The sequence below is a fragment of the Streptomyces spongiae genome (genome assembly GCF_009377185.1).
GTDB classification, from domain to species: Bacteria; Actinomycetota; Actinomycetes; order Streptomycetales; family Streptomycetaceae; genus Streptomyces; species Streptomyces spongiae.
Genome location: NZ_VJZC01000602.1, coordinates 1 through 5,905 on the forward strand (window position 1 = coordinate 1; position 5,905 = coordinate 5,905).

Here is a 5,905-nt window from a genome sequence, read left to right on the forward strand (position 1 = left end):
GGCTCCCCCAGAAGCCCCGCCCACTTTCGCTGCCCCCGTTCGAAACCGCGGCGGTCCACCACGGTGCAGCGAATCCACTTGACCAGCACCGCGCCATCGTAAGGCCACGGAGCGTGGCGCCGGTCACGCTCCGGCAGAGTGCACCCGAGCGAGCGCCCCCGCGCACGTGGGAGGATGGACAACTGGCCTGGACTGTGCGGAGGTTCGGGCGGCAGGCCCAGGAAACGGGGAGGGAGATCTGGTGAACGGCCTCAACAAGGGCATCGGCAAGGTCGAGGTGGCGGTGAAATGGGATCCCAGTCCTTCGGGACAGACACCCACGGACCTCGATCTCGTGGCGGCCACCTATCTGGCCACGGAGCCGCACGGTAACCCCGACTACGTGGTGCACTTCGACAGCCGCTCCCCCGACGGGACCATCAATCTCGACCGCGACAGCAAGACCGGTCAGGGCTTCGGCTGGGACGAGGTCATGATCGTCGAGCTCAGCCGGCTCGACAGCCGCTACGCGCGCGTGGTGGTCGGTGTGGCCATACAGCAGCAGACCGGCCGAAGGACCTTCGTCAACGTCCACAACCCCGCGCTGCGCATCCGTGAGGGCTACACCGTCCTGGCCGAGGACGACTTCGGCGGTGTCCTGGGGTCCACGGCGGCGACCGTCGCGGAGTTCGTGCGCGACAGCTCCGGGGAGTGGTCGTTCCGACCGGGCGTCCACGGCTACGAGGAGGACCCGGCGTCCTTCGCCCGCGTCATGGGCGCTCGGCGCGAGTCCTGACCCGCTCGGGGCACGCGTCAACGCCGAGGGGCGGTACGGTCGCCGACCGTACCGCCCCTCAATGCGTCAGACAGGCTCAGCTGCAGCCGCTGGTCGAGCCGCAGCCCTCGCAGATGTAGCAGGAACCCGCCCGCTGCATCTTCGTGCCGCAGGAGAAGCAGAGCGGGGCGTCCGCCTGGATGCCCAGCTGCATCTCCACCAGTTCGGCACTGGTGTGGGCCTGCTGCGGGGCGGGCTTGGCCGCCTCGACGCCGGCCCTGTTGGTGGCGACGGCCTTCAGCTCCTGCGCGCGGGGCGCGGACTGGGCCAGGCCCTCGACGTCGACCTCGTCCTCATTCGGCTCGTAGGAGCCGGTCTCCAGGTGACGCTGGCGCTCCTCGGCGGAGTGGATGCCGAGCGCGGAGCGCGTCTCGAAGGGCAGGAAGTCGAGCGCCAGACGGCGGAAGATGTAGTCGACGATCGACTGCGCCATCCGCACGTCCGGGTCGTCCGTCATACCGGCCGGCTCGAAGCGCATGTTGGTGAACTTGGAGACGTACGTCTCCAGAGGCACGCCGTACTGCAGACCGACCGAGACCGCGATGGAGAAGGCGTCCATCATGCCCGCGAGGGTCGAACCCTGCTTGGACATCTTCAGGAAGACCTCGCCCAGGCCGTCGTCCGGGTAGGAGTTGGCCGTCATGTAACCCTCGGCGCCACCGACGGTGAAGGACGTGGTGATGCCGGGACGACCCTTCGGGAGGCGCTTGCGGACCGGGCGGTACTCGACGACCTTCTCGACCGTCTCGCGGATGGCCGCCTCGGCCTTCTCCGTGATCTCGGCCTTCTCCTTCTCCTTGGTCTTCGCGGAGAGCGGCTGGCCGACCTTGCAGTTGTCGCGGTAGATGGCGAGCGCCTTGACGCCCAGCTTCCAGGCCTCGAAGTAGATCTCCTCGACCTCCTCGACGGTCGCCGACTCCGGCATGTTGACCGTCTTGGACAGGGCGCCGGAGATCCACGGCTGGATCGCGGCCATCATGCGGACATGGCCCATCGCGGAGATGGAGCGCTCGCCCATGGCGCAGTCGAAGACCTCGTAGTGCTCGAGCTTGAGGCCCGGGGCGTCGACGACATTGCCGTGCTCGGCGATGTGGGCGACGATCGCCTCGACCTGCTCCTCCAGGTAGCCCAGGCGACGCAGGGCCTGCGGGACGGTGCCGTTGACGATCTGCATCGACCCGCCGCCGACCAGCTTCTTGAACTTGACCAGCGCGAGGTCGGGCTCGAGGCCGGTGGTGTCGCAGGACATCGCGAGACCGATGGTGCCGGTCGGGGCGATGACGGACGCCTGCGAGTTGCGGAAGCCGTTCTTCTCGCCGAGGCGGAGCACGTCCTGCCAGGCCTCCGTGGCGGCGGCCCAGACCGGGGTGTCCAGGTCGTCGACGCGGACGGCCTCGGTGTTGGCGTCGGCGTGCTGCTTCATGACGCGCAGGTGCGGCTGTGCGTTGCGGGCGTAGCCGTCGTACGGGCCGACGACCGCGGCGAGTTCGGCGGAACGCCTGTACGACGTGCCGGTCATCAGGGAGGTGATGGCACCGGCCAGGGCACGGCCGCCGTCGGAGTCGTACGCGTGGCCGGTCGCCATCAGCAGGGCGCCGAGGTTGGCGTAGCCGATGCCGAGCTGGCGGAAGGCGCGGGTGTTCTCACCGATCTTCTGGGTCGGGAAGTCGGCGAAGCAGATGGAGATGTCCATCGCGGTGATGACGAGCTCGACGACCTTCGCGAAGCGCTCGACCTCGAAGGACTGGTTGCCGAGGCCGTCGTCCTTCAGGAACTTCATCAGGTTCAGCGAGGCGAGGTTGCAGGACGTGTTGTCCAGGTGCATGTACTCGCTGCAGGGGTTCGAGCCGTTGATGCGGCCGGACTCCGGGCACGTGTGCCAGTGGTTGATGGTGTCGTCGTACTGGATGCCGGGGTCGGCGCAGGCCCAGGCGGCCTCGGCCATCTTGCGGAACAGGGTCTTGGCCTCGACCTCTTCGATGACCTCGCCGGTCATCCGCCCGCGCAGACCGAACTTCCCGCCGGACTCGACGGCCTTCATGAACGTGTCGTTCACGCGGACCGAGTTGTTGGCGTTCTGGTACTGGACGGACGTGATGTCGTCGCCGCCCAGGTCCATGTCGAAGCCCGCGTCGCGCAGGGCGCGGATCTTCTCCTCTTCCTTCACCTTGGTCTCGATGAAGTCCTCGATGTCGGGGTGGTCGACGTCGAGGATGACCATCTTGGCGGCGCGTCGGGTGGCGCCACCCGACTTGATCGTTCCCGCGGAGGCGTCGGCGCCGCGCATGAAGGAGACCGGACCGGAGGCGTTGCCACCGGAGGAGAGCAGCTCCTTGGAGGACCGGATCCGGGAGAGGTTCAGGCCGGCACCGGAGCCGCCCTTGAAGATCATGCCCTCTTCCTTGTACCAGTCGAGGATCGACTCCATGGAGTCGTCGACGGCCAGGATGAAGCAGGCGGAGACCTGCTGCGGCTGGGGCGTGCCGACGTTGAACCAGACCGGGCTGTTGAAGCTGAAGATCTGGTGCAGGAGGGCGTACGCCAGTTCGTGCTCGAAGATCTCGGCGTCGGCGGGCGAGGCGAAGTACTTGTAGTCCTCACCGGCCTTCCGGTACGTCTTCACGATGCGGTCGATGAGCTGCTTCAGGCTCACCTCGCGCTGCGGGGTGCCGACGGCACCCCGGAAGTACTTGCTGGTGACGATGTTGACCGCGTTCACCGACCAGAACTCGGGGAACTCGACGCCACGCTGCTCGAAGTTGACCGAGCCGTCGCGCCAGTTGGTCATGACGACGTCACGGCGCGCCCACTCGACCTCGTCGTACGGGTGCACGCCGGGGGTGGTGTGGATGCGCTCGATACGCAGTCCCTTGCTCGCCTTGGTGCCCTTGGCGCGGGAACTCCGTGCCGGACCGCTCGCCGTCTCTGTCATGCCGCCTCCCTGTACGGGCGAAAACGCCCTGAAGTGCCACTTTGTTCCCGTGACACGGTGTTCTGTCTTGTGTCGCGGCGCCGCTCACGCGGCCCTCCACGACAGGTCCTGGTCGCCGTCGACGGTCCGGTGCGATGATCCGCCCGGGCGGTCCGCCGGTCAGTCGGCGGCGCGGGCGGGCTCGGGGACCCCTCCGGTCCCCCCGGGCCCGCGCTCGGGTTCCACGCGCTCCTCGACTGCGTCCTTGCAGTCCTCGCCGTCGCCGGCGGGGCGCTCCCCCTGCTCTTCCCTGAGTTCCTCGATGGCCGCCTCGAAGTCCTCCAGCGAGTCGAACGCCCGGTAGACCGAGGCGAATCGCAGATAGGCGACGAGGTCGAGCTCCTGCAACGGGCCGAGTATGGCCAGTCCCACGTCGTGGGTGGTCAGCTCGGCGCTCCCCGTGGCCCGCACCGCTTCCTCGACCCGCTGGCCCAGCTGGGCGAGCGCGTCCTCGGTGACGGGCCGTCCCTGGCATGCCTTGCGCACACCATTGATGATCTTCGTACGGCTGAAGGGCTCGGTGACGCCCGACCGCTTGACCACCATCAGCGAACAGGTCTCCACCGTCGTGAAACGACGGGAGCAGTCCGGACACTGACGGCGCCTGCGGATCGACGTACCGTCATCGGTCGTACGGGAGTCGACGACGCGGCTGTCGGGATGCCTGCAGAAAGGGCAATGCATAGAACTTCCAACCCCCTTTCACAGCAGACTCAATAGCCTCGCAAGCCACTTGGGTCCCTGCGAAGCAGCCCCAAGCATAGGCGATGTCCGAGGGTCTGGAGACCCGGGGGACCACAACTTCTGGGCCGTCAGTGCAATCCAAGCACTACATGTAGGGCTTGGCACGTAAATCCTCCCACGACGCGCGTGTCGCACTCGTTTCGGCATGTGCCGCGGGGCCGTTCCGTCACGGGACGCGCGGGGATACGTTGGGCGCCGCACGCGAGGGGGTCGGTGCCCGGTCGGCGGGGCGCCTGGTGGCAGACTGGCCCACGAGGCGGCAGCGGCCCACAAGGCCATCGCCCCGGCGGCGGACGGTACAGCAATGAGCGCTTTCGCCCGCCAGGATCGACGTCGGCCATACACCCAGACATCCAGCCGCGTAAGGCAATCCGCGTTTTTTCACTCGAACGTGTGTTTGGCGCAACCTTTCGAAAGCAACTACCGTTGTGCTGCACGGGAGACCATCGAGAGGGGCCGACGTGACCACCACCGCAGACAGTGCCGCCATCACTGCCCAGGACCGCTCCCAGGACCGATTCGAGCCGGTGCATGCGATGAACGAAGCCACGAATCCTGAGGGACCCAAGCGGTCCCTGCCTGGCCGACCTCCAGGCATCCGGGCCGACAGCTCGGGGCTCACAGACAGGCAGCGCCGGGTCATCGAGGTCATCAGGGACTCCGTGCAGCGGCGCGGCTACCCGCCGTCGATGCGGGAGATCGGCCAAGCGGTCGGCCTCTCCAGCACGTCCTCGGTGGCACACCAGCTGATGGCCCTGGAGCGCAAGGGCTTCCTGCGCCGCGACCCGCACCGCCCGCGCGCCTACGAGGTCCGGGGCTCCGACCAGGCGTCGGCACAGCCCACGGACACGGCGGGCAAGCCGGCCGCGTCGTACGTCCCGCTCGTCGGCCGTATCGCCGCCGGTGGCCCGATCCTCGCCGAGGAGTCGGTGGAGGACGTGTTCCCGCTCCCGAGGCAGCTCGTCGGCGACGGTGAGCTGTTCGTCCTGAAGGTCGTCGGCGACTCGATGATCGAGGCCGCCATCTGCGACGGGGACTGGGTGACGGTCCGCCGCCAGCCGGTCGCCGAGAACGGCGACATCGTGGCTGCGATGCTGGACGGCGAGGCCACGGTCAAGCGCTTCAAGCGCGAGGACGGCCACGTCTGGCTCCTCCCGCACAACGCGGCCTACGAGCCGATCCCCGGCGACGATGCGACCATCCTGGGCAAGGTGGTGGCGGTACTGCGGCGAGTGTGACCCCGTAGCGGGCGGCGCACCGCCCCTGAACCGGGCCCCGGGACCCCTGCGCCGGTTCCGGGGCCCTGCGCTGTCCGGCTCCGCTTCCGTCGCGGTCCATGGGGGGCCGTTGTGCCGCTGCTCCGGCCGGAGCAGCGG

4 protein-coding genes and 1 pseudogene are annotated in these 5,905 nt (G+C 68.3%); 2 read left to right on the forward strand and 3 right to left on the reverse strand.

Annotated features, from left to right (window positions below; genetic code table 11):
• Positions 1-89 (reverse strand): annotated as a pseudogene (locus FNH08_RS53765) (DUF4937 domain-containing protein); the annotation flags it as partial.
• 152 nt (positions 90-241) lie between these two features.
• Here FNH08_RS53765 and FNH08_RS42565 point away from each other — a divergent pair.
• Positions 242-775, forward strand: a complete 534-nt coding sequence (locus tag FNH08_RS42565) for a TerD family protein (RefSeq protein ID WP_322726355.1) — start codon at positions 242-244, stop codon at positions 773-775.
• Between the two features lie 76 nt (positions 776-851).
• On the opposite strand, the gene FNH08_RS42570 is transcribed toward FNH08_RS42565, so the two are convergent.
• Together FNH08_RS42570 and nrdR are read right to left on the reverse strand one after the other, a co-directional pair.
• Complete coding sequence (locus FNH08_RS42570; RefSeq protein ID WP_152776869.1) at positions 852-3,746, reverse strand: vitamin B12-dependent ribonucleotide reductase; 2,895 nt, start codon at positions 3,744-3,746, stop codon at positions 852-854.
• Between the two features lie 159 nt (positions 3,747-3,905).
• Positions 3,906-4,469, reverse strand: coding sequence for a transcriptional regulator NrdR (gene nrdR / locus FNH08_RS42575; protein WP_152776870.1), 564 nt, complete (start codon positions 4,467-4,469; stop codon positions 3,906-3,908).
• Positions 4,470-4,990: 521 nt separating this feature from the next.
• Between nrdR and lexA the strand changes: the two genes are divergently transcribed.
• Positions 4,991-5,767, forward strand: a complete 777-nt coding sequence (lexA, locus tag FNH08_RS42580; RefSeq protein ID WP_322726356.1) for a transcriptional repressor LexA — start codon at positions 4,991-4,993, stop codon at positions 5,765-5,767.
• Positions 5,768-5,905 lie beyond the last annotated feature (138 nt).

What these genes read in the sequence shown, in the direction of transcription:
- FNH08_RS42570 (WP_152776869.1), bottom strand. Translation starts at nt 3,746, where the DNA reads ATGACAGAGACGGCGAGCGGTCCGGCACGGAGTTCCCGCGCCAAGGGC.
- nrdR (WP_152776870.1), bottom strand. Translation starts at nt 4,469, where the DNA reads ATGCATTGCCCTTTCTGCAGGCATCCCGACAGCCGCGTCGTCGACTCC.